The following is a 25,070-nucleotide window of genomic DNA, read 5'->3' as shown; positions in this document are numbered from 1 at the left end:
ATTTGCCTTTTTTAGCGTTCGCCACAAAAAACCGGAACCGCGTCACAGCGCGATTCCGGTTTTTCTTATGCTCAAGGGTGTCGTTACACGTATACCCCATTTATTTTCTACGGCGCAACAGTACATAAGCTACCCCAACAAGCCCAACGCCTAACCATGCTGGATTCCCAACACCCGTTTGCGGCAATTCCGTCAACGTGTTTCCACTATCAGATTGCTTTGTAATCACATCTGACGAAGACGTCGCATTCGATGTCAGCGCGCCTGCTGCTAATGGTTTTTCGCCTGTTGATTCAGTCACCGGCTTATTAACTTTATCAATCGTTTCGTTCGGTTCCTCGTTAACTACTACTGCATCTGTGCCATCAACAGTCGCCGTCGTTACAAAGTCATCGTTATTTAACGAATGAATCATGAGTTCATTCGTATACTTTTTTTCCGTACTTTGCACCGTTGTATCATACGCAATCGTCACGACTTGATGTTGAATTGTTCCTAGGTTCAGCTTTAACGTGCGATCTGCAAGTAAGCGGGACGTGAACTTTTTATCAGTTGTTGTGCCATCTGCCTGTTCATACGTCACCGTCACAGGACCTTTTAAATCATAAGACTCTTCAAAGGCGCTTTCAAGTTGTGCATTGGTGAGCGTAGCCCCAGATGCATCAATCGTCACCACCCAAGAAATCGTTGACGCCATAAGCTGCCCTTTTGCTTCTACTGTTGCAGGTACTTCCTCCGCTACTACCGTATAAGCAAGCTCTTTTGTGCCGTTATTTATGGCGAATTCAGCTGTATAATCGCCGGCCTTTGTTTCATTGAAAATAACGGGAATTTCCGCCAGCAAATCACTATATGTCGTCGCCTCCGCTACGTCATTCAGCGTCAGAAGCACTTGATTTTTCGCCGCATTAAATGTCGCCTTTGCCGCTACACGACCCTCGGTATTTTTCACATCAAGCGCCGCTGTTTTTACGAGTTTCACACTCTCCGGCAATTGAATCGTGACCGTATCGAGCGCCTTTGCATCATTCGTTAACGCAATCGTATAGCGAATTACTTCGACTTCTTTAGCGCTCACCTTGTCGCTCTGCTCAATTTGCACATCTGTTAATGATACAGCACCTAGCTCTTTCGCCTCTACTGTCGTAAAAGGTATGAAAAACGTCAAGGCACATGCTACACTTGCTAATCGCCACACATTGTTGTCCCCCTAACTTTTCTCACGCGTTTTTATTTCAATAATTAATTCAATACATGCTGTTAATAATGCACTCGATTGTCGAAGCATCAAACACGAATTTTCTAATGAATCTTTTTTCAACAATTGCTCAACCGCCGCGTGGAATGCTTCATGTTGTTCGAAAAATTTTCGAAATGCCTCAATATGTAGGTACTGTTCTTTGTTGCTAACAATCCAGCGCCCCATAATGCACTCCGTTGACCCTGGCGCATTGTAATCTGTTCCAATATAATCGAGTAACATCGCTAAATAATCGGCATGATTAATAATGCGCGCACTCAACATACTAATCGGTGTTTTTTCCGAAGGCATCGGAATCGTTGGAATAATTTCCTCGGTCATATCCACCGTTTTTTGATTCATTTCGCTATAAATATCGATGGCTAATAACGCCTGAATGTCGTTAATTAATCGAGCGATCGTCGGTTGATTGCCCGTTTTTGGATGTTCCAATTCCGCGAGAAAAACCTTTTCAAGTTCCTGCAGGTGCTTCGTCGTCACCAACAAATGCGCACGAATCACCTCTTGCTCTTGGTATAGCATATTCATCAACTTCACTGAATCTTCATTTAGATTTTTTTCAGCAAACAGTTCTACGCTAAGTTCAGGAAAATGGGAGTCGCTATTACGCAACAATTCTTCCACCTCAATTTGAATTTCACCACCATGAAAACGATACATACTGCGGTAAAAAATAATGACCGCTTCATAGGACAACAGCATCAATTGCTCAAATGCTGTACAAAATTCAATCAACTTGGAAATGGCATCCGCATACGACAAAGCTGTGTACTCAAATGTTGCCAAACCTTGCGATAATGTTTGCACACCGTCCACTAAACGCTGCCCGACAAACTCCGTATGCGTCAACGTATAGTAATGCAATGTATTTTGAAAATCTTTATAGTCCTCATACGATAAATTTTTAATAAACCAATCTTGCTGTGACATCGGTAATACCCCCTCATTCCTTACTTCTCAATACCCCTTTATTGGAGAAATATGTTTGAAATTGGGCTATTCTGACATCCTTTTTTCATTATATCCAATCATCGTCCCCCCAGCTCGGCGGTTCCATGCCATCATCCCATGGATTACTACCTGACGTTGGCGGCTCCATGTCACTACCGCCATTTCCTGAAGGCGGCTCCATGCCATCATCCCATGGATTACTACCTGACGTTGGTGGCTCCATTTCACTACCGCCATTTCCTGAAGGCGGCTCCATGCCATCATCCCCTGCATTACTACCTGACGTTGGTGGCTCCATGTCACTACCGCCATTTCCTGAAGGCGGCTCCATGTCACTCCCGCCATTTCCTGAAGGCGGTTCCATGTCACTACCACCATTTCCTGAAGGCGGTTCCATGCCATCATCCCCTGGATTACTGCCTGACGTTGGCGGCTCCATGTCACTACCGCCATTTCCTGAAGGCGGCTCCATGTCACTCCCGCCATTTCCTGAAGGCGGTTCCATGCCATCATCCCCTGGATTACTGCCTGACGTTGGCGGCTCCATGTCACTACCACCATTTCCTGAAGGCGGTTCCATGCCATCATCTCCTGGATTACTACCTGACGTTGGCGGCTCCATGTCACTACCACCATTTCCGGGGTTTTCAAGTCCACCACCAGCATCTACATCTGGCGGCGGCACCGCACCTTTAATTTGGAAGCCAAAATCATCAATCTTAATCCAACCAAGCTGCTTTGTACGAATCCACCCCGGCTGAATCGTAGCGCCTGTGTACCACGCGCCGTCGACCTGCACGACGGTCGTATTTGTACGACCATCCTTATAAAGCACGTCATTATAAACATAATACCCTTTATATAATGCCTCATCTAAGTACAGTTTCTTTTTAAATAACGCGATGCCTTTATTTGGCTTCGCACCATTATATAATTGTCCGTCATATTCATAATACTCTTTATTGACGATACCTGAGCGATACAACTTGCCTTCATATACCCCCGATGACAATTGCCCGCTGCGGTAAAATTTCTTTTTATAAATCCCTGTGCCCAGCTTTCCTTTTTTGAAATACACGCTGTTCACCGTACCCGTCAAGCGCGTCCCGTCTTTATACATATACCCTTTGTACTGCGCATATTTTTTAAGCGGTCGCTTCGTCATACGGTCATATAATTTACTCCCCTTGACATACACTTGATGCGAATCGGGTTTTTTAATCGTTGCGGCCTGTGCTTCTATTGTTTGAACACTCGAAGATCCTAATGTTGTGATGAGTGCAAGCGCCAGTAGTTGTTTTTTCATGTCGATCACCTCTACCGTTATATCGGATTTTTGCATTGTTATTTAACGAAAAAAGGAATGACATACTTAAATGCCATTCCTTGCTCGTTATTTTTCATAAATAAGTACGCTCGTCGAATTATCTGTTTTTGAATATGTAACTGTCATTAAATGCCCTTCATCGGTGAAAAATATTTTTTGCGTTAGTTTTTGCGCCGTATTATTTTTGCCATACCAGGCAGTGACATCATATTCATCATACTGTTCCGTTGAATTCGTTAACTTAGCGCCATTATCTTGCAGTTGCTTTAAGCCATCATAGTTCATTAATAACGAACCATCGCTATTTTTATATGCTTTAATCGCATAATGATTATCTTTCGTGCTGTTTGTAACGACAACCTTTTTCCCATCATTTTTGTAGCGATCGCGCTGAATGATTTCTTGATACAAGCTGTCCGTCGTTTGGTCATCATAAAACTGAATCGTATTGACATAATCGCCATTTTTCTTCAGCTGAATTTTTTCAGCGTACGCTAAATCTTCACTGAGCGGAACCGTATGATAATCGTTTAATTGATTACCCGTCGCTTGCCCCATACTCTTAAGCGTGTATGTCCCAACATACTTCGCATCAATCTCTTTAGCGACGCTATCTTTTTTCTCCTCGCTACAGGCGCCAAGCACTAGTACGAAAAAAGCCATTCCTAGTAACATCCATATTTTCTTCATTCAAAAAACTCCTTACTTCTTATACGCTATTTCCTGACGAAGAAATGCCTAAATAGTTCCACTAAAAAAGAGCCGCACAGTCGCAGCTCTTCCTTTTCTATCGAACGACAAGCGTATCACAAGGTGCTGTGCGCACGATGGCTTCTGATACACTGCCTAATAAAATACGTTCTGCTGCCGTTACACCTGTTGCACCGCAGATGATTAAGTCCGCACCAATACGAGGCGCTACTTCTTGCGTAATCACTGTACGAGGTGAACCAGCTTCTGTCATGATTTCGATATGCTCGATGCCTGCTTTTTCTGCATCATCGTAGCTCGCTAATAAACTTGTCGCAAATTGTTGTGCATCTTCTTCAAGTTTTTCGCGATTGCGCGCTTCAAGACTCGCCCATACACGCGTATCAATAACATTGACAATGTTAAGTGTCGCTTGATTGCGTTTTGCGACTTGAATCGCACGTTGTAATGCTGCTTTTGATGATTCTGAACCATCAACTGCAACGATAATATTTTTGTAGTCTTCCATCTTAAACTTCATCCTCTCTTTTGTCTTATTATATCAACTAACAGACAAACGACAAATGAATAACTATGGCTGACTTTCGAACGCTAAACGAATCCCAAACGTCACGAGTACCGCACCCGTTGTCCCTTGTAATGCCTTTTGCACGACCGGTTTTTTCAACCAGCGAGAGAAGGCTTCAATGAGCACCACATACAATGTAAAGACGATAATTGTCATGACGCCATACGCAAGTCCCATTAATGAAAATTGCAGCATATGATTCATCGTATCGTTCACAAATTGCGGTAAAAAGGTCAGGAAAAACACCGCTACTTTTGGATTTGCAGCACATGTGATAAACCCTTGTAAGTAAAATGATTTTTGTTTTTTCGCCTTTGTCATCGCAGCAGGCTCTTCCTTACGAAGCACCGTGCGTAACGACGATATCCCAATATAAATTAAATACGCTGCGCCGACCCACTTTAAAATCGTAAAGAGCCAAGCGGATTTGACGATGAGTGCCGATAAGCCAAGCACTGCCGCAGCCGTATGAATGAATAAACCTGATACAGAACCGAGCACCGTTTTCATGCCCGCTTTTTTGCCATGCACAATCGAATTTTGGATGACAAGTCCAGAATCCGGTCCCGGTACTAAAATTAATAGTAGAGACATAATTAAAAATACGCCGATATTTTCCATGACGCGCCGTCCTTCCGTTTTAAATGTTGACGTCATCATATCATACCTATTTTCAGTTGTGTGCTATTTCAAAAAAACAGTTAGCGTAGTAGTTTGCTAAAGCGATAGAGCGTTAAAACGTTGATACAACAACAAAAAGAGCCTCTTCATCTAGAGAGACTCTTATCATTAATACTTTTTCCAAATATCTTCTCGCAAACGTTGAATGAGCTGAATCCAATGAATTTTCGTATGATTAGCATTAAAACGCAGCGCCTCACCGTATGCATGATTGCTCATCGCTTCTGTTTCCTTTTGATTCGATAAGCGTTCGACAATAAGCTCAGCCAATTGCTCTTCATTATTACGACTTGCCAATAGACCGCTAATTTTATGTAAAATTAAATCGCCCGGTCCATATAAATAATTGTAGCTCGCCGTTGGAACGCCGTATGCTAAATTGTATAAAATCGTCAATGGCACTTCACTATCAATGCTCGTTGAAATGCCCATTTGCACGTGATTATAAACATTCGCATCAAGCTGTGGTATTAAGCCAATATAATCATCCAAGTCGAGCTCCTGAATCAACGCCTCAACCGCTTCTTTCTCAGTCCCTTCGCCGCACATATACATCATCGCTTCCGGTAGCTGCTGACGGACACGATCAAAGACGCGCACCGCCGCTTGTGGATTGTAGCGCATCTCAAATGGCGCGACAAATAACAGCGTATACGGCTGGCGTTCTTTGAAATCCGCGCGCTGTGGTACTTCAACTAAGCCTGTCGGAATCGCAAATTGATTTTTCGGGTTCCCAAAACGCTCTTGTACATGGTCGTATTGTTCGTTTGAGTCATAAACGACCGCTGCCGATTTTTCAAATTGCTGAAAGACGTGGCGGTACGTTTCATTTAATGTACCTTCAAGCGGACTGTTCGGAAAATCGACATGCGGTTCGTGAATCATCGTAACGATTGTTGCCTTCTTTCCAAGCCCTTCTAAAATTGCCGCAAATGGTTGCTGTGAATCCACAAAACAAAAGTTTGTTTCGGTTTCTTCAAGCACCATCTTCAGCCAAAAGCTCGCCAGATCCGCTTCCGTTTCACATTGATATAAAATCGAGCCATCGTCATCAACAAGCTGAATTAAAACGAGCTCATCTAATTCAAAGAAATGATACATGCAAACGCGCCCATCCGTACGGTAAAAAATTTCACACGTCACTTCATCGCGCTGAATCACTTGTACTTTGCTCAAAAAACCATTGGCATCGTAAATATCGCTACGAATAATACGACCGCGCATATCATAATGCACGACCATTTCTAAACGGCCATCGTCGCTATAATTGCGATATTGTACCGGCTTGCCATCGCTATCAAGTACGCCAACATCGTTTGAATCCGGTACCTTTTCATACGACCATAATGGATTAAGCGGCCATTCTTTCGGCTGCTCAATGTCCATATTCGTTTCTTGTAAATCGGCATACATATTCAAAAATGACGTTTCCGCCTCTAACATCCCGCGCTCGATCAATGTACGGCGCGATTTTGCCAATTGTGGCTCGTATGCTACGGTCACAATCGTCGGTGAAACGTGCAATTTACGCTCAAACAATTGCGAGCGCAATAAAATCACCTGTTCTAAAGTTGTGCGGCCATCAGCTAAGTGTTCTGTAAAAAAATAAAATCGTTCCTTCACTCGTTAGCCCCCTATATTTCCTCGAAATTTCCATATGTCTATTATACGGATATGTATTAAAAAAAGCCCGTCCCTCTCTAAAATTGTGAGGAACGGACTGTATATGAATAAACAGATTATAGTTGTTCTATACCATCCACGTAATTTTTCCCATCATGCTCACCTTGCGCAAGACGCCCATCAACAAAATAGCGCTCCTGATACATCCCTGTGTATTTCTGACCGTTGTCAAAGCAATACGTGTCATTTTGAATCGTATGGATGCCATGTGCTGGCTTCGTGCGCGCATACCAAACGCCCTCATACTCGACGATGCTATTGTGAGGTCGGCCATTGTAATACAATTCGCCACCTCGTAATACATACCCTTGTTCGAGTTTACCATTCACATAATACGCAAATTGATAATAACCTGTAATACCAAGCCCTTTTTCCACCGCATATTCTTCACCTGCAGTCGTAAAAATAACGCCACTCGCCGGGTACTGATTGTAATACCATAGCCCGTCAAAGCGCTTAACACCTATGTTTGGCACCCCGTCATTGTAAAGCTTGCCGCCAATAATCGCAAAGCCGCGCATCCGCTGACCGTCCTTATAATAAATACCATGCACAAGCCCGTTAGCAAGCACCCCATTTACTAAATAACGAATGCCAAGCTCCGGCACATCATAGCGTCCATTTGCGAGCGCTCCATTGACGTAATACAAGCCGTTATCGATGAAAATGCCTTCCACTTGCAGCCCATCGATGAAAAATTGCCCGCCGTACCATTTGCGCCCGGTTTCACGCACGCCATTTGTATAGAGGATTTTATGTGCGACACCAGTAAAACGGAGGCCATCCTGATAATAAATATTGTCGACAAGCCCCGACACTTTGACACCTTGCTGCAGCATCGTTTCGGCGCCATTAATCAGCGTTAAGCCATGCGCAAGCCCCGGCCCATTAAACCATTTGCCTTTATAGAGTACGACGCCGACATTTGGCTGCCCTTTATAATACAGCGCACCATTTGCGTAATAATAATCGCTCACCGGCTGCCCCTGCTCATATTCCACATAATCTTTTATGCCGCTAAATGGCTCGCCCTGTACGACATAAAGCTGCTTATTGCCGGCACGAATAAGCCCATTTGCGAGCACACCCCCATCATAATAACGATTATTATACGACGTAATGCCTGTCGCACGCGTGCCATTCTGGTAGAGCACATCATGATGCAGCTGTGTCCCTGGCGCTAGAGTTCCATTGTAATACAGCTTACCTGAAATCAGCTCATAGCCACGCGGTTCTTCAGGTGGCGATGACGGCGCATCATCTGGCACTTCCTCGTCGTCATCCGAAACTTCAACGCCATCTTTCACATATAACTGCTCCCCGTCAGCGGTCACAATCGAGCCAGTCGCAATCTTACCGCCCACATACCACCTCTCATTAAAATGCACAGCCTCCGTTTCGATATCGCCATTATTGTACAAAATCGCCTCATACAATTTGTAGCCCGCTGGTTTTTTTCCTTCTATATAGAGTGACTGATCCACCACACCTGAAAATAATTTGCCGTCATAATAGTAAAGACCTTGTTGCTCGCCAGTAAGTGGCTGTCCTTCATCGTAATAAACGCCATCATTCAGGCCGCTAAATTTTTCACCGTCTAGATAAAGCACATCATCCTGCACCCCTGTATGCAAAGCACCATTCACATACACTTTGCCATCGTAAGTACCGCTCGCCTTCGCACCTTTTTTGTAGTACACATCACGAATGACCCCTGTATATGCTTTCCCTTTACGATATACTTTTGATTTATACGTACCACTCGCTGCACTACCTTTTTTATAATACGTGCTGTCCTTGACGCCGGTATACGGCTTGCCATTGTAATACACTTTCGACTTATAGCGCACATGCCCTTTGAGTGCCTTGCCGGTCTTTTTTGATACAAGCTTACCGGACTTAATTTTTGCGCTAGCGCCCACCTTTTTAATGGCCGCCTCCGCTTCAATCGCCATCGATACAAACAAGGCCGTCGCGGTCATTCCTGCTACAAACTTTTTCATCGCCATCCTCCATCCACTATCTTTTCATCTTATATCGGCATAGGCCCTTCGAATTAAAATTAAAAACCCCAGCCATGGGAAGTGGCTGGGGCATTTCCTTCATCGATAAAACACAATATTCGTCACAGCCATACCTTTTGGCACATTTTCAAACTCAAAAAAAATCGCACTATCATCCGCAACAACCGCTTCTTTTTCAATTGGCTCATTTAATGGTTCAATAGTCGTCGACTCACGCAACCGCTTATCTCCGCGAAGTGTCATCGTCACAGGCGCCTCTAACAAACTATCATTCATCGCCTGGCTACGCGACAACGTATAGCTTACTTTTTTAAATTGGACTTTTTGATTGAACACATTATCATCCGGCAAATGTAAGCTCACCATAACCGCTGCGCGCCTTGCATCTTGCTTCAATACAAAGCCCGTCGTTTGTTTTTTCCCATTGGAATCCATGTACGGCGAGCTAGACGTAATCGGCTCAAACTGAAAATCGCTCATCCAATGCACATGGCCCTCTGCTAATAGGTCATTAAATGTTGAAGAAGTAAAACGTTGTTTAATCACTGCCGCACGCTTATCGATTTTTTGCTGGAATTTTTTTGGCAGCGCCGGATAGTTCATTTTTTTACGCAACGCCTTGCCAGCTTTTAGCTCCGCCTGCGCCCTCTTATATGTAGCCTCTGCTTCGTCATACTCTAAAGCACGCACTTGCGCCTCCGCTGTTTCAAGCATCTGCCACGCCGTCAGCTCATGCTGCACGCGCTTCATTGCACGCTTTCCCGGATTGACATATGCTGTCGTCAGCCGCTTCGTTGCAGCCTTCCCCGGATTGACCGCCTTAATTTGCGCTTCAAATTGAGCAAGCGCAAGGCGATACTTCAAATCTTCTTGACCAATCAAGCGCGTAATATCCCCTTTTTCGACTACACGATTGTAGACAGCCGTTTGTTTTTTCAACGCCGCACCTTGCTTCGCTAACTTTTGTTCTTTTTCCTTATTCGTCTGTGGGAATTTTAAATCTTTCGTCGCCACATAGCCAAATTTATTGCGATATTCAATTTTCGTCCATACTTTACCGCGCTTTCGAATCAGTACAATTTCCCCTGCCTCGATTGTGCGCAGTTCCACTTTTCCTGCATGCTTGTACATGATCGTCGCCTTTTTCGTCGTCGAACGAACAATTTCACGTGCCTCTACTTGCGCTGGCAATGACGCCATCAATATCGTAGCCGCTAAACTACTAGTGATTAGTCGCTTCATCTAGTCGTCCCCCTTTCCTCGTATATCGGTCAATTAAAAAAAGGCTGCAGCCGCAACCTTAAATCGATACTTTCATCTCATCATATACAAGCTGTGCTTTCGCCTGACGTAGTGCATTTTTCACCTTCAGTAGCTCGACTAATTTCGTCTTGCGCCCACTTTGCACCTTTTTCGCCTGCGCCAATGCCCCCATATAATGCTGCCACGATGTTTCCGTATAAAAATTAGCCGTACGTTCCGCTTCGTCGATGAATGAGGCAAGCGCATACGCCACTTCATGCTGTACGTGACATGCTGTTGACTCCAGCCCATCTACCGCAGTAGCAAGCATTTTCGTCATTTTCGTATAATCCTCTACTGCATCGTGCATACTTTCAGCTACCTGCTTCGTATGCGTTAATACATCAACATATGAATCGAGTGTGTGCTTTTCCATCGTCCTCATCCTCTCATGCATTTTTCTTATTATACACCTTATTACCTATAGTTTAAACCTTTCAAACTATTTTATTTGTAAAAAGTAATTAAATAACCATTTACATTAAATCAATATATCTATATTACACAATCCAAAAATCCCATGCCATTCATATAGGACACGGGATTTTTCTATTATTTTTCAAATGTAAATTTCATATAGATGTCTTTTTTCAACGACTTGCCATCGATACTCTTCAAAGCTTTGTTAATCACTAATGTGTATGGCACATCCGGTTTGTACTCTCCTAGTGGCATAATAGTTAGTTGTTTACCATGAATATCCGTTTCCACATCAAGCTCCTGCCCAAACATATCCTGCACACGAATATTTGCCTTATTAGCATTTGTATTTTCAAGCTCTTTTGATAATGTTACAGTCCATGGCTTACGCGGATTACTCGTTGTCGCTGGCCCTTTCTCCCATGATTCTTTCGCTTGTAAGGATGTATTAAAGGTTTGTAGCTGTTGAAGTTTTCCCTCCACATCGATAATTGCTGTTTTCACACTAGAAGGTAATGTAGCTTTTTGCGCCTCACTTAATGCTGAAAAATCAGCTAATAAAGCCGTTGTTTGTTGCTCAAAATTTGGTACGAAAAGATTATTCAGCAGCATGGTTACTTGCGTCATGACATCATTTGAAGCAGCCGTCAATAATTCCTCATAGACGCGATGTTTACCATCGTACGCTACGAGCTTATCTCCTTCAATACGAATGCGCGATGCAAGCTCTGTCGTTTTTTGCACTATTTTCCCTATTGTTAAATCGTACGCATACAACTGAAGCTCATTATTTAAAAAGAAAATTTGGTTGTTTGCATAAACGGTTGAAAAGGCGCGTTCATCTGGCGTAATAACCGTTGCCGCACCATCATGCCATTTCGTTAAAGCATAGTCCTCATTTGTATAGTACCAACTGCCATTGTGATACGTAGGTACATTGATTAATGCATACGTTTGGTCTTTCATCGTATAGTTGACAACTGTGCTATTAATTGTTGCTAGCCCCGGCACATAGTCATCCGACGCTGCTGTTGGGTACCCCTCATCTATGCGATGATCCATGCGAATCGTTTTATCCGACACTAAAAAGTAGCTATAATTCAAATAGTCCTCATAGACCGCCTTCCCCACAGCAAACACAGGGTCTGCCCATGTCGTATCGTAATGATACAAAGCACCATCGACATTTACTAAGTTCCACGCATGAGGAATCGATTCTGTTCCTTGCAGTCCATCACCCGTAACAAAATAATTTTCAAAGCCTGCTTCGGCTAATAATCGATAAGCTACAAGCGCATATGCTTGGCAAACACCGCCATGCTCAGTCAAAAGTGTATACGGAGAATGCGGACTATTCATCGTATTTTCTGTATACGTGCTTTGCAGCGCCACATAGTCGTAAATAGCCTTCAATTTATCCGTATCAGACATCGACGGGCGAATAATCGACGCCGTAATATCCTTGATTTTTTGCGTCACAATCTCCTCTTGTGCTAATGTGTGACGATAAGAAACGGCCAATTTCACCGTAGCTTTTCCGTTGTCGTTCATTAAACTATAATTTACGCGATCAATCGTCCCATGCACATAACCATCACGCTTATACGCTTTTTCAACGAGCTCGGTCAATTCCGTCATCGACAAATGTTCATTGACTGTCAGCGTAAAATTGTCGTTAAAAGCACGGAAATTATCCGTTAGTAGCACCTCTAATTCATCCACATTTCCAACAGTTGTCGTGCTTTTCGCTGCTACAGCCTTCGATGACGCAAGCTGCCCTTTAACAACAGGTTCCATAAAGCCATCAAGTAACACATTCGATGGTGAATCAATGGTTGGTTGCATTGCAGCTACATCACCTGTATAGCTAGCGGATGCAAATAATGCGATAGCTGTAGCAACCATCAAACTTTTGTATTTCTTCATACGTTCGCCTCCTATGATTTTTAGTTTTAAATTATCGACTATATTGGACGTAGCGTGCTGGTCCAAATAATTCGAGCGTCGTACTTCCTTTATTTTCAACGATTGTTCGCCCTTTTTTATAAATCAACACTTTATCAAGCGGCATTTCCATTACCGTCGTACGCTCAGCTACAACTGTCTCGCCTTCAAACTGCGTCGTTTTATATTGGCCCTCTGCTGTCGCATCATAGATTGTAAAATCACGCATAATCGAACTTTCACGCGACTTTACTGTAATTTGGTCGAGTGGTAATAATGTAAAGTAAACAAGCGCCTTTTCAGTTGTCGCCTGAATCGTCGTATACTTCGCTGCACCTGATAACGTTAGCGTACGATTGCCGACATTTTGAATAATCGTTTCGCCAGCTTCGTAGAGTTTTTCGGTATTTTTCGATGATACAGTTTGCTGTTGTTTGTAGTCACCTAGCGTAGCGGCATCACTTGTATATGAAGCTTTATGATAAACACCACTTCCTATCACTTCAAAGGTACTATCTTTGAACGCACCCGCTACAGGTTCCGTTGTTGTAACGACCGCATTCGTATTCGGCGCTAACTCATACGACACAAGTGCTGGTTTTGCAGATTTCATCATTTGTGTCTCTACTGCAGGCACGTATACGGTAAATGGCGTATCTTTTTCATTAGACACGATGACTTGCCCTTTTCCATATAGCAATGTCACATCATTCAATCCAGCTTGCTGTACTTTCGTATGCGTCGCCTCTCTAACAAGCTCACCGTAGTAGCTCGCATACGAGACCTCTGCCTTTTGCGTACTATCCTCGGCATACACCGTACGATAAAAATCACTTGCACTGTCAATTTGCACTGAGCCACCTTTTGACAGCTTCGCGACAGTAAAGGCCTGTTCCGTCGTCACTTTGACCGTTGCACCTGTTGCTATTGGTGCTGTATTTGGTGCCATTTTGTACGAGACAATCGCATACTGCCCAGCATCAATAACCTGTGTGCTCGTTGGCATCGTTGTTTTAGCGGTAATGACTTTCCCCTTCGCATCGTAAACCGTCACATGCGCAGTAGTCCCAACCGTCGCCGTCACAGCCGCTTTTGATGTATTGTCGATACGATAATTTTTCGCATACGTTTCAAATGCTACGTTAGCTGTTGTTGTAAAACGTTTATGAATCGTCGTTTTGATAGCTTTTCCGTACTGCGCTGGTAAGCCTTGTTTGACAATCAATGTATACGCTTGATTAGTTGCATAGCCTTTGACAGGTGCTTTGACCATCACCTTTTTACTATCATCGCTGCGTGATAGCACGACATCCATTTTGTTATTGTTGCTATCTAACACATAAATATAATCCGGTAATGAAATACCACTTTTGACAGCCTTATTAAATGAAATCGTCCATGTCTTATCGACCGATACACCGTCTGCAGTTGGCCATTCTTCGATTGCCGATGCTTTCATTGTTGGTAAGAAAATACTCACTGCTAAAATCATCGTTAGTAAATATATAACTATTTTTCTCATTATTTCCCTCCTATTCACCAATAGAACCATTATACTATTTAAATAGGTTAAAAGACATAAAAAAGAGACTGACAAATGCCAGCCTCCAATCGATTATTTGATTGTTTTTTGTGCTAATACATCTTGGTTTAATAGTACGCGCACATCAACAATTTTCTTCGCATGTTGTTTCTTCAAGTCTTTCGCATATGTAGCCGCTAATTTTTTAGCTTTTGCTTTCGAATCATACGATACTGTAATGTCGACCATGACATACTCTTTGCCATTCGCCTCTGTTACAAGTACATTGGCCGAGTCAACGCCCTTTTCCTTTTCAATCGCTTTTTTCACGTCGTCATCTGTTTTGAAATTTGCTTCCTTCTCAACAGCACCTTCGTTTTTCTTCGCGATTTTTTCTTCTACTTTGGTATTCGTTTCTTTCGTTACAGTTTCAGTGTCAGTGTCTTTATCTTTTGCTTTATCAGCAGCTTCTGTTTTTGGTTCCTCTGATGCATCCTCACTCGAACAAGCGCCTAGTAATAATGCCGCAGCTAATGCAGAGCTATAAAATACTTTTTTCATGTAATCCACCTTCCAAATTCCGGTATGATGCTAGTATAACAAAACCTCCTGTAAGTATAAATGGATTATACATATTGCATAAAAAGTAAATAAATATTTATTATTTTTATCAAATAAACATTAAAAATAAACCAAAAGAGCATCCTTTCCCTTAAAAAGAATGCCCTGCTTATAATAAGTTTTTTAGTTAATCTTAAAGGAATTAATCGTTGATTGCTTCAATGCTTTTCCGTTTACAGCCCGGAAGCCATCCTTCACCTGAATGTAGTAGTGACTCCCTTTTTCATAGCCATTTTTCGGTGCTATGACCTCGATTTTTTTCGCCGTATTCCCTACTTGAATCGTCACAGCTTGCGCTACACCCGCTTCATTGACGACAGAAACCTTTGCTAAATTGGCCGCGGTTGTATCAATTGCTGCCGACATCGTAATCGTCCACGTTTTAAATGCATCGGTCGATTGTTTCGGCGTCATGTAGCGCACCGCTGCATTTGTTGCATACGCACCTGCCATAAGCTTATCCATATTGATTTTACCGTAGCCTGTTTCGAGCATACTCGTACCAGCAAAAGACTCAGTTGAGGACAGCGCGAGTTTTTCTAGCTGTGAAGATGTTAATTTAGGATTGGCTGACTTTGCAAGCGCTAAAGCCTTTGACACAAACGGCGTCGCCATACTCGTACCAGTCATCGTCGTATAGCCTCCACCTAGTTTTGCACTTTGCACGCGGTAGCCAGGTGCCATGAAATCAAGCCCTACTCCCGTATGCGAAAAAGTAGCGCGCTTTTCAGATGAATTATACGCGCCCACCCCTTGAACATACGGTGAAGATGCCGGGTATTCGATATAATCCTCGTAATCATTTCCCGCAGCAGCCGTCATCATAATCCCCGCATCTGCTGCATCTGTAATGGCCTCACCGAGCAACTCATCTGGTTCTTCACCAATGCCAAGGCTCATATTAATGACATCGACATCCTGTTCAATCGCATAGTAAATCCCTTCGACTAAATTGTAAATATCTCCGTCACCGTATTTATCAAGCACGCGAATTGGCACAATGCGCACATTCGGCGTACCCTCCGCCACAATACCTGCTACATGAGTGCCATGACCATGTTCATCTTCTACGGACGTAAAACCCTCGGTCGCATAACTATCGACAAGCTGATTTTTAATAAGTGGATGGTCCGTATCAACACCACTATCAATAATCGCCACTTCAACCGGCGCTAAAAAAGGATTGGCTGCCGGAAAATGCATCGAGGTAAGCCCCCAATTCCCCGATAGTGATTTCGCACTCACGCCAACTTCTGTTGTTGGAATCGTTACCGGACGATTTTTCGACAGCTCCGTAATACGCGCATCACGCTGCAACTTTTTCAGCTCGCTCGATGCCAAGCGGATTTTGTAAATTGGCTGTCCGCTCACCTTATCTAATTTTTTAAAGCTATAGCTTTTTTGCAGCGCCGCCATATGCTTTGTTTCTACAATATAATCCACATTTTGTGCATTCGCCTGCTGTACTGGTAGCAGCAATCCACATGCAAGTGTTGCGGTCAAAATCCATTTTTTCATCTCGCTCATCCCTCAAATACAAATGGCATATACAAATCATTTTTTAATTGCTTCCCTGCAACGCTTTTCAATGCCTTTTTCATGTATAACGTGTACTGAACACCTTTGTAATTCATGTAACCCCCTCTTTCTATAAGGTATATCGGATGAAATCGCCGAGGAATTGCTAGTTTTCTGAAAATAAATCTGCCGATATCAGCTTTCTATCTAATAGCGCAAAAGCTTAATATACAGGAATTTGCTTTGTATGGAAAATGAAAAGGAGGAATTACATGAAAAAAATTTATTTAACGGCCTTATTATGCCTATCATTCATTATGATGCTTAGCCTGGCACCAAATGCAAAGGCGCAAGCTATCAAAGAAATTGAAGTCGATCATACGTTTAAGGTGACATTTTCAAAGGAAGTTGAGTTGAACGAGGCAGACACCTACATTACATTAACAAATTCAAACACAGCAGATGCAAAAACCCCTTTCACTGTAGACTATGGGGACACTAAAAAAATAGTAACCATTAAACCCAAAACTGTCTTATCTGCTAATGATCATTACATACTGACGGTGAAGTCTGGCATGCCAAGTATAAGTGGTAAAAAATTAAAAACAACTACGATGCAAAAATTTTACGTAAAAGAAACACCTAAAACATTAGCTCCTATTAAAGAATCCCTTAAAGAACACTTGCAAACGTACAAAAAAACAGAAACGAACAACATTCTTATTTACGGTGGAGACAATGTCACACAAGAAACGGTTAATGGCCTAGCAAACGCTTTTGACACTGCAATTCAAAGTTATTTAACCCGCTTCTTCCCAGAAATTGCTTCATCCAACAAAAAGGCAACCGTTGTCGTACTTGGCAATGATGCCGACCAACAAACATACGCAGCTGCTGGGGGATATATCAACCAAAGCGCATTGGGTTGGATTTCTCATAAGGACAATGTTATCGTCATGACAAAAGATTCTGTGAACACTAACTTATTAGCTCATGAATATGTGCACTGGATGTTTAGTAATGTTTATCATACCTCTGTCCCATCATGGATCAATGAAGCATCTGCATTCTTATACGCATGGGGTTATTCAGAGCAAAAGGATCAAGCACTAGATATTTCAACCGCTAAAACGTATGTGCAAAATGCCTATACTTACCCAATTGTTGATAGTAACTTAAAGACGTCTTATAGCCGAGAATCTCTTGCCGCAATGACGATGTTACTTGATGAATACGGCTTAGCTTCACTCCATCATGTATTGCTTGATGCTCAAAAAATGCCATTTGAGCAAGCATGGCAACAACATTATGGCGTTTCTTATGACGAAACCATTACGTACACTTACAAAGCACGCACCTACTATGAAAATTATTTAAAAGAACATGGCTATGATATCGAAGGTTTAAAAGCTTATAACGAAGCCCATGCAAACGAAAAACCCATCTCAGACCTTGCCTTTAATACACAGCTACAACTATTCGGCAAATATCAGCTGATTGAAACACCACTCTATCGTATTTATGCATCACCAGCCGTTTCTGCTGCAACATTGGAGGCAGTAAAAAGCTACACAGCAACCATTACACCTCTATACGATACCAACATGACAACACGACCATTGCTTATCCTACTATCACCAGCAGAAGCAATACAGCTAGCACAAGATAATGACAAAGAATCGATTACCGGCTACGGCTATTTAAAAAATTCATTGGCACTCACAATCACAGCACCATCCCATTTAACTACTTCAAAGAAAAGCTTTATCGAAAAATGCCTAACAAAATACTATGTAAAATAACAAAAGGGAATCGCCGGTGCGATTCCCTTTTTTATGCAATGTATTCTTGTGCAGAAAGGATTTTATAAGTTGTTTCATCCAATTCTATACCTTGATTTTTTAAGATACTTAAAATGGCAACTACATCATCAAATGACAACAACTGAATTTCAAAATTAACCTGTGCCGTTGTTAACGATTGATTTAGTAATGCTAAATAGTCTAATGTTATCTCATCAAAGGCTTCTGGTTTAAATTTTATTTCCATAAACACACCATAAAATTCATCAGAATCCCACGAAATAGCATCTACTGTTTGGCGCCTTCTGCCTTCTTTAGAAACTAATTTAATTTTTTCTTTATTAACTAAAGTTGCAGCTCCAAAATAAATACACGTTCCTTGATGTATTTCTAAAAACTTTGTTTCTACTATTTTTTCAGCTACTGTACCGCGAAATTTTTTCCAATCTTCCATATCTAATTTCAAGGCTTCACGTATACATGAGTCTAATTCTGTCGCCTTCCCTAACAAACTTTTTTTAGCTCTATCACAAAATTTCGACCCTATTTCTTTATATTTTGGACTATTTCCTGTCATCCGTAAAAAAGGAATTAAGTAATTTTTCAAATACATTTTTTGCTCTAAAATTAATATGGCTATCTTAGTTGAAATACTATCGACTTTTTGATTTTCCCAATCCATTTCTTTAAAAGTGAGTGAAGCTTTCATTAATCATCACTCTTTTCACGATCTCTCTGATTTTGGATGATTGATTCAATGACATCCATTGTCGGAAGTTCTAAAGGTTTACCTCCTAATTGAGCACTCACCATAGCGATAATACTGCGACAATAAGGTAGTAATTGTGGAATAACTTGCTCCTTAGTAAAAGCTTCAAGTTCTTCTTCCTTCATCGAAGTATCATTACTCACAAATAATCCTTCATATGCCACCTGTGCTTCGATTAAATTTTCATTATTTTGCGGATTTGTAACTTCAATATCGACTAACATCAATCCTTTTACACCTTTATCAGATTTCCCTGTTCTATAGAAAAATTGGAAATTAGTATTCGTCTCTTTAATATCTTCTTCTACTAATTTTTCAATGTGTAATTTCACCAATTTAGCATCTACCATCTGTACTGAAAGCCTTGCTAAGCGATATTCTTTCATATAGTTTTCATACTGTCCCATAAGTCATTTCTCCTTTTAATTGCAAAAAAAAGAGGCTCCGCAGAATACCTCTTTGATTGCTTATTTTCTTGTGTCTCTCTACCATCACTATCTCGCCAATACCAATTATCCGTATGCGTTTCAAAACTGCTAAATGACATCGTCAGTGGCTTGTTCGTTACTGCTACCTTTTCTAAACCGTATTCTTGTGCAAAGTCTAATGCTGAATTAATCAATTCAGTGAAAGAAATGAACAAAGTCTCCACATTTTCAGCTTCAACATCCATTTCTAGTATCATTTCGCGCAGATCAATATAACCTTGATACTCTTCATTATTTTCATAATCATATTGGTAAAGTTGTTTAAGAGTTTCAAGCCCTTTATCATCTAGCCATTCTGAAACATACAAAATAGGTTTTGTATTATAAAGTTTCAATAAATCATCTAGCTCTTTGACATCCGGTTGTTCACCTTGCGTAAGTTCATAAAAAGCGGTTAAGCTTTTTTCGATGAGTGTACGCACTTTTGTGTCCTCAAATGCTATCAGTCTCATAAACATCCCACCTTTACGTATTGTAATCCATTGTATAACTCATAATAGCATTTACAGTAAAATAAAACCATTATTTCATGTCAAAAACATAAGACTTTAGCAGAAATCATCACAAATACTATATTAAATTAGGTAGTTCAATCAAATTAATTCTTCTTCAACACTTTAAACTTTTTCATACTATAATCAACCGCACCCAACGCATAGCCGTTGTTGAAATACATGACTTGCGTATATTTATTTTTCAGTTTAATTTTCTTCCCAGCAGTTGTGTAAACATATTGTATCACACCTGTTCCCATCGCTGAATAGAATGCTAAACCATCCGTGAATGGCATTAAATCACTATTCGTTGGTGTCATCGAAAATGCTTCCTTACCTGTCTTAATGTTTAAGTAGCCTGAATCGATTCCATTTTTCGTATCCTTCGTATATCCCACAATGCCATTTCCTTGTACGGTCATACTATCGTATTTAAATGGTACAACCACTTTACCCGCTTTGTTTACAACACCGTACAATCCTTTTGCATCTTGCATCACAGCATAACCATTTTCGTAATTGTAGAAATCTTTGTATTTCACTGGAATAATCGTTTTGCCAGCTTTGTTGATTGTTCCAACATTTCCTTTAAAATCAAGAACACCCGCAAGTCCTTCTGTGAATTGAATTGCATATTGATACTGTGGCTTAATGACCATTTGATTTTTCAAATTCACATAGCCATATTTATTGCCCTGCTTCACATTCACAAGCCCGTCGCCATATTCGCCTACCTCTTGATAATTAAAAGGTACGACTGCTTTACCTGTTTTACTAATCAGACCCCACTTGCTGCCTTTCTTAGCCGCAACATAGCCATTTTCAAATTGCTTTGCAGTAGTTGTAAATTGCGGTTTGATGACTTCTTTCCCATTCTTATTGATGAAGCCCCACTTACCATTTTTCTTTACAGCTGCTAGGCCATTTGAGAAGTTGTATGTACGGTCATATGTAGCTTTGATTGCCATTTTACCACTGACATTCATGAAACCCCATTTGCCATCTTTTTTCACGGCGATTAATTTTTCGCCAAATGGCGCTGTTTCATAGTCGTATGCCTGCACTTTATAAGTCGGACTTTCTGAAATACTTACCGCACTAGCCGAAACAGATTGTCCTGCAATTGTCGTCGCAACTGCTAATGATGCTAAAACTTTTACAAATTTTTTCATAATATCCCCTCCAAATTCATAGTACTAAAGTTAGATGCATTAATATACCATATTTTTGATTTTTATGTACTAAAAACAAAAAAAGCCAAGTGCTAGACTTGACCTACTTCAACAACTCCAATATCCCCTGACTCATTTGATTGGCCTGACTCGTCACTGACTGAGCTGCCTGCAAAATGAGCTGATTTCTACTCAATGTAATCGACATTTTCGCAATATCCGCATCTCGCACACGCGATTCTGCGGCTGTTAAAGATTCCTTATATGCCCCTGTATTGTTTTGAACATGCTCTAAAACATTCATATACGCACCAAATTTTGAGCGCTCGGTCGATACTTTCCCACTCGCCGCATCAAGTAAAGCAATCGCCTTTTCCGCACCCTCACGACTAGACAAATCAAGCCCATCAATCCCTAATGCCTCTGTTCGAGCATCCGTTAATTCCAGTTCCATCCGATGCCCCGCATTAGGACCTTTTTGGATAATCAGTGATTCTGGTAGTTGTACAGTCGGTGGCGTAATACCTGGTAAATTAAGCGAATAATTTGAGTTGAGCGACACATCCGCCGTAGGACCAGATACCGGATAATCTATGACAATTGACCATTTTCCCGGCTTAGGATCATGAAAAATAAACGACTCAATTTTACTGCCGTGGCCGCTATATGTACCCGAACTCGCTGATGGTAAATTTTGAATGGTTTGCGAACCTGCATTTTTAAAATACGGTCCTAAATAGCCATAAATTTCACCATTTGGACCAACAATATTCAAGTCCGGATAATCGGCATTACCCATCGCACTAAAATCACAAAATATTTCTAGTGGCGACGTACCACCGGGCTTTACCTCGATGTACCCAACCGTCTTTTTTTCTTTTGACGAAACCGTTATATCTAAAATGGTAGTCGGCGGTGGCGTTACCGCGCCGATATTTAACAACTTAATCGTATTAAATTCGGTGTTATTCGCAATGTCATTAATCCCTTGCTTTAATTGCTGCACTTCTTGCACAATGAGCGCACGGTCCGCGTCTGTTAGCGTGTCATTCGCCGCCTGCACAGCCAATTCACGCATGCGAATCAAATTAGGGTTATTAATTTGCGCAAGCCCAGAATCCGCAACTTGTACGAGCGAGAGGCCATTTTGAATGTTTTTTTCAGCCATCGCTAAGCCATTAATTTGCCCGCGCATCTTCTCAGAAATTGAAATGCCAGCCGCATCATCCGCTGCTCCGTTAATTTTATAACCGCTCGATAATTTCTCATACGTTTTTTGCATCTTATTTGCCGTTTTCATGATGTTATTATGACTATTCAATACCGCAGCATTATGTTGAATCCTCATCATATCCCCCCGAATCAATACAGTTAATATTCACTATATCGATAGAAGGTTAAAAATAAGTTAAATTTTTAGAAAGTTAAAATTAGTCTTTTCACTCGCTCGAAAATGTTTAACAAAATATTTATATAACAATAGAAAAAAAGGGAATCGCCGATGCGATTCCCTTTTTGTTATTGCGCTTTTTTATAATCATACATCAAGACACCATCTAATAACCCTTGAGCTTGTTTAGATGTTAATGTTTTATTAATTGTTTTCTTTTTAGTTATTACAGATACAGTAGCTTTTTTATTCGCATGAATATTATTTTTTATCCATTTACGATCTGCCGCCGTTAACTTTTTAATGACATATTCATTTTTAGAACCGCTATAGTAAGCTGAGCCTGTAAGAGATTTTGTTAATGTTTTACCATTCGATTTGATTACTAATTTTTTGAACGTAAGCTTTTGTGTTGTCTTTACTTCTACACCTAACTCAGAAGATAGCTCTCCATAAGAAGTCCGCACAAGACTTGCGATAGTTGGTGTACTTCGAATTGTTCCATCTTTATTGAATAAATATTTAGAGCTATAGTTACCATTACTGAATAAGTACATATTTTTAGATGGATTATATTTCACCGTAATTGTACGCTTTGCAGTCGCTGTGTTTCCTGAACGATCTTTTACAGTGTACGTTAATTTATAGACACCAGGCACATTCGCATTAAATTTTCCTGACACCTTAATAACTTTCGTTAAATCCCCTTCACCAATATCTATAGCTTTCATCCCTTGTAAAGCCTTTGCGCCAGTATTTGCATACACAGAAATATTTTTAACTCCTCTTAATAGAGGTTTTTCCGTATCCACTACTTTAAAATCTCTTTTCACTTCAAAACCTAAATACTTTGCGATTACCGTAACATTCCCCAACTGATTAGCTACTAAATAATTATTCTCTGGATTGACATAAGCAACGTCTATATTATTTGGATGAAAACTGACACCTTTCGTTACATCTTCAACTTTTCCATTTGCTCGTTGCACTCGTACCCAAGGCTCATAGTAATAGCCAAGTTCTAATGTTTTCCACTCGTTAGGCAACATAATATTTTCTACATACGTTTCGATATTTTCCCCGCTATATACCGTTTTATTGATTAAAAGATATTGCGCTTTATTAGATAACGCTAGTTGATTTTTCGCGACTTTTTTATTATCTTTTTCAGTATAAATACGGTCGCCTGTCTTAAAATTATACAATCTGAACTGTAAATCTTTATTACGCAAAGCAATATAGCTGTTCGAGCGATCTACAACTAAATTTGAAGCATTTTCTGTACCGATAAATTGGACATCTTTCTTTTGATAATTAGACGTATCCCATACAGTCACGCCTTCTTCTGTAGAAACAATAAGCATCGCATTATCTGGTGTGAAAACAGCATTTTTGATAGTGCTATCAAATTCTAATAGCGTTTTAAATTCGCCTTGCGCGTTCAAGATTGTAATTGAGTTACCACGTACAATAGCGATGTCTTGACCTACAAGTATTTGATTCGATTTACCAATTGAATTTTTAAAAATAATTTGGTTGCTTTCTAAATCATAAGCCGACATTTCATCATTATATCTAGACTTCGTAATAAAAGTATTTGAATTTTGAATGAATCCTACCGGCAAATTATGCCTGTCGATTGCATCAATATTTCCAAAAGTATCCTCATGAAAAGTTTGAGAATCATATTTATCCGTATAAACATATGCATTTCCAAAGTCATTGACTATAATAGATGAACCTATTTCTTCAAATTTTTTAAGTACTCTCCCCGTTTCCATATTTAATAGGAGTCCTTCATTGTTATAACCTTTTAGCAAAACGTTGACACCATCTGGATTCGACTTTAACGTACCTTTTACCTCTTCATAAGAATGTCCGCCATTGACAACCGACATTTTAATTCCTTCTGTAGCTTTAACTGAATGAACAGATAAAAACATAGCACACAATAAAACACCAAATATCATCAATTTTTTCATATAATTCCCTCTCTTTCTAAATCATCATACCTTTGAACTACCCCCACTTAGCCGTTCTTCGAACGTGCTTGAAGTGGGCGATTCCTACGAACAGTGCTTGCTTGTTTCTATTTACTCGAAACAGCGGCTTCACTTTTTTAGTAGGCTATCCCCGTAGTTCCTACGGTTGTTGCTTTAAAAGTCTTAACCCTTCGATTAAGATATTCTTACTTGCATTAATATCTCGGTCTAGTGTCGTACCACAAGATGAACAAGTCCATACACGAATATCTAATGGTTTCTTGCCATCTCGATGACTGCAAGTATGACAAATTTGGCTAGATGGATAGAATCTGTCGATTTCGACAATTTTTCTATCGAGCCATTTCGCCTTATATTTTAGCTTGGTCACAAATTCAGACCATGACACATCCGCTATCGCTTTTTCGACTTTTTGATTT

22 protein-coding genes are annotated in these 25,070 nt (G+C 40.8%); 1 reads left to right on the top strand and 21 read right to left on the bottom strand.

Annotated elements, in window-relative coordinates:
• Positions 1–100: 100 nt before the first annotated feature.
• From V514_RS0101645 to V514_RS0101580, 14 genes are all read right to left on the bottom strand, one after another.
• The gene (locus V514_RS0101645) at positions 101–1,198 is read right to left on the bottom strand and encodes an Ig-like domain-containing protein (protein ID WP_029497937.1); all 1,098 of its coding nucleotides are present in this window, start codon (positions 1,196–1,198) and stop codon (positions 101–103) included.
• Between the two features lie 12 nt (positions 1,199–1,210).
• The gene (locus tag V514_RS0101640) at positions 1,211–2,191 is read right to left on the bottom strand and encodes a CZB domain-containing protein (RefSeq protein ID WP_029497936.1); all 981 of its coding nucleotides are present in this window, start codon (positions 2,189–2,191) and stop codon (positions 1,211–1,213) included.
• An 88-nt stretch (positions 2,192–2,279) separates the two neighbouring features.
• Entirely contained in the window at positions 2,280–3,518 is a 1,239-nt protein-coding gene (locus V514_RS0101635; RefSeq protein WP_029497935.1) for an ICP22 family protein, read from the bottom strand.
• Positions 3,519–3,605: 87 nt separating this feature from the next.
• Positions 3,606–4,229 carry a hypothetical protein gene (locus tag V514_RS0101630; protein ID WP_029497934.1) on the bottom strand — a complete coding sequence of 208 codons (624 nt, stop codon included), beginning with the start codon at positions 4,227–4,229 and terminating at the stop codon, positions 3,606–3,608.
• A 97-nt stretch (positions 4,230–4,326) separates the two neighbouring features.
• On the bottom strand, positions 4,327–4,758 hold the full coding sequence (locus tag V514_RS0101625; RefSeq protein WP_029497933.1) for a universal stress protein: 432 nt from the start codon (positions 4,756–4,758) through the stop codon (positions 4,327–4,329).
• A gap of 63 nt (positions 4,759–4,821) precedes the next feature.
• Positions 4,822–5,439 carry a LysE family translocator gene (locus V514_RS0101620; RefSeq protein WP_029497932.1) on the bottom strand — a complete coding sequence of 206 codons (618 nt, stop codon included), beginning with the start codon at positions 5,437–5,439 and terminating at the stop codon, positions 4,822–4,824.
• A 168-nt stretch (positions 5,440–5,607) separates the two neighbouring features.
• Complete coding sequence (locus V514_RS0101615; RefSeq protein ID WP_029497930.1) at positions 5,608–7,122, bottom strand: glycosyltransferase; 1,515 nt, start codon at positions 7,120–7,122, stop codon at positions 5,608–5,610.
• A gap of 116 nt (positions 7,123–7,238) precedes the next feature.
• Positions 7,239–9,185 carry a hypothetical protein gene (locus V514_RS0101610; protein ID WP_029497928.1) on the bottom strand — a complete coding sequence of 649 codons (1,947 nt, stop codon included), beginning with the start codon at positions 9,183–9,185 and terminating at the stop codon, positions 7,239–7,241.
• A 99-nt stretch (positions 9,186–9,284) separates the two neighbouring features.
• Complete coding sequence (locus V514_RS0101605) at positions 9,285–10,448, bottom strand: HlyD family secretion protein (RefSeq protein ID WP_029497926.1); 1,164 nt, start codon at positions 10,446–10,448, stop codon at positions 9,285–9,287.
• Between the two features lie 58 nt (positions 10,449–10,506).
• Positions 10,507–10,884, bottom strand: a complete 378-nt coding sequence (locus V514_RS0101600) for a hypothetical protein (protein ID WP_029497925.1) — start codon at positions 10,882–10,884, stop codon at positions 10,507–10,509.
• 176 nt (positions 10,885–11,060) lie between these two features.
• Positions 11,061–12,854 (bottom strand): transglutaminase domain-containing protein, encoded by a 1,794-nt coding sequence (locus V514_RS19590; RefSeq protein ID WP_029497924.1) that lies wholly within the window; start codon positions 12,852–12,854, stop codon positions 11,061–11,063.
• A 31-nt stretch (positions 12,855–12,885) separates the two neighbouring features.
• On the bottom strand, positions 12,886–14,394 hold the full coding sequence (locus tag V514_RS0101590) for a hypothetical protein (RefSeq protein ID WP_029497922.1): 1,509 nt from the start codon (positions 14,392–14,394) through the stop codon (positions 12,886–12,888).
• 93 nt (positions 14,395–14,487) lie between these two features.
• Entirely contained in the window at positions 14,488–14,955 is a 468-nt protein-coding gene (locus V514_RS0101585) for a hypothetical protein (RefSeq protein ID WP_029497921.1), read from the bottom strand.
• Between the two features lie 183 nt (positions 14,956–15,138).
• On the bottom strand, positions 15,139–16,533 hold the full coding sequence (locus V514_RS0101580) for a S8 family serine peptidase (protein WP_029497920.1): 1,395 nt from the start codon (positions 16,531–16,533) through the stop codon (positions 15,139–15,141).
• A 272-nt stretch (positions 16,534–16,805) separates the two neighbouring features.
• Between V514_RS0101580 and V514_RS0101570 the strand changes: the two genes are divergently transcribed.
• Positions 16,806–18,335: an Ig-like domain-containing protein gene (locus tag V514_RS0101570; RefSeq protein ID WP_029497919.1), complete on the top strand. Its 1,530-nt coding sequence runs from the start codon at positions 16,806–16,808 to the stop codon at positions 18,333–18,335.
• A gap of 31 nt (positions 18,336–18,366) precedes the next feature.
• Here V514_RS0101570 and V514_RS0101565 read toward each other — a convergent pair whose 3' ends face one another.
• The 7 genes from V514_RS0101565 to V514_RS18685 form a co-directional block, all read right to left on the bottom strand.
• Complete coding sequence (locus V514_RS0101565) at positions 18,367–19,044, bottom strand: hypothetical protein (protein WP_029497918.1); 678 nt, start codon at positions 19,042–19,044, stop codon at positions 18,367–18,369.
• Complete coding sequence (locus V514_RS0101560) at positions 19,044–19,511, bottom strand: protein-export chaperone SecB (protein WP_081714969.1); 468 nt, start codon at positions 19,509–19,511, stop codon at positions 19,044–19,046. The genes V514_RS0101565 and V514_RS0101560 overlap by 1 nt, the downstream gene beginning before the upstream one ends.
• A complete protein-coding gene (locus tag V514_RS20180; protein WP_029497916.1) occupies positions 19,487–20,044 on the bottom strand; it encodes a hypothetical protein in 558 nt (185 codons plus the stop codon). The genes V514_RS0101560 and V514_RS20180 overlap by 25 nt, the downstream gene beginning before the upstream one ends.
• Before the next feature lie 146 nt (positions 20,045–20,190).
• Positions 20,191–21,258 carry a WG repeat-containing protein gene (locus tag V514_RS19585; RefSeq protein ID WP_029497915.1) on the bottom strand — a complete coding sequence of 356 codons (1,068 nt, stop codon included), beginning with the start codon at positions 21,256–21,258 and terminating at the stop codon, positions 20,191–20,193.
• A gap of 103 nt (positions 21,259–21,361) precedes the next feature.
• Positions 21,362–22,609 carry a flagellin gene (locus tag V514_RS0101545; RefSeq protein WP_081714968.1) on the bottom strand — a complete coding sequence of 416 codons (1,248 nt, stop codon included), beginning with the start codon at positions 22,607–22,609 and terminating at the stop codon, positions 21,362–21,364.
• Positions 22,610–22,776: 167 nt separating this feature from the next.
• On the bottom strand, positions 22,777–24,630 hold the full coding sequence (locus tag V514_RS0101540; RefSeq protein ID WP_029497912.1) for an immunoglobulin-like domain-containing protein: 1,854 nt from the start codon (positions 24,628–24,630) through the stop codon (positions 22,777–22,779).
• Between the two features lie 160 nt (positions 24,631–24,790).
• The coding region (locus V514_RS18685; protein WP_035944125.1) for an RNA-guided endonuclease TnpB family protein at positions 24,791–25,070 on the bottom strand (280 nt) is incomplete at its 5' end.

The sequence above is a fragment of the Kurthia huakuii LAM0618 genome (genome assembly GCF_000505545.1).
GTDB lineage: Bacteria > Bacillota > Bacilli > Bacillales_A > Planococcaceae > Kurthia > Kurthia huakuii.
The sequence above is the reverse complement of the archived record's forward strand: the minus strand, read 5'-3'. Positions and strand labels throughout refer to the sequence as shown.